This is a genomic window from Mesorhizobium sp. M7A.F.Ca.CA.001.10.2.1 (assembly GCF_003998575.1).
Classification (GTDB): Bacteria; Pseudomonadota; Alphaproteobacteria; order Rhizobiales; family Rhizobiaceae; genus Mesorhizobium.
The window spans coordinates 1-656 of record NZ_RZQY01001243.1; the positions used below are offsets into that span (position 1 = coordinate 1).

General features: G+C 63.6%; 1 pseudogene. It reads left to right on the forward strand.

The features are described from left to right. Nucleotides 1-656, forward strand: a pseudogene (locus tag EN964_RS36395) (translocation/assembly module TamB); the annotation flags it as partial.

Sequence of the window (656 nt, forward strand, 5' to 3'; positions counted from 1 at the left end):
TTCCCGCCGATAGCGACAGCCTGACGGCATCGGGCCGCACGGTGAAGAGCATCAAGCTGACGGCTAGCGGCAAGGCCGATATCACCAGTCCCGCCGCCAATGTCTCGCTGACCGGCTCCGTCGACGACCAGCCGCTCGACATCAAAGCAGCGCTGGTGACGAGCGAAGGCAAGCGTTCGATCAATGGTTTTCTGGTCTCGCTCGGCGACAACAAGGTCTCGGGTGATCTCGCGCTCGACGACAAATTCATGCCGCTCGGCACGCTGACGCTCGATGCACCTGCCATCGACCAGCTGGCCGCACTTGCCGGCCAGGCGATAACGGGAGACATCGACGGAACCATCCGCTTCGCGGGGGATGGCGACGCGCCCTCCGTTGCGATCGATGCGAAGAGCACATCGATCGCGCGCGGCGAGGTGATGGCCAAGGCCATCACAGTCAATGCACTGATCGCCAATTATCTCAAGGCGCCTGCGATATCAGGTACGATCAAGGCCGACAGCGTCACCTCCGGGACCACGGAAATCGGCGGCATCGGCGTCGACCTGAAGCGTGATGGCGACTGGACCAATTTTACCGGCGGCGCCACCATAGCGGGCATTCCGGCGACCGCTGCCGGCCGGGTGAAGATCGCCGACGGCACGACGAGCATCGAG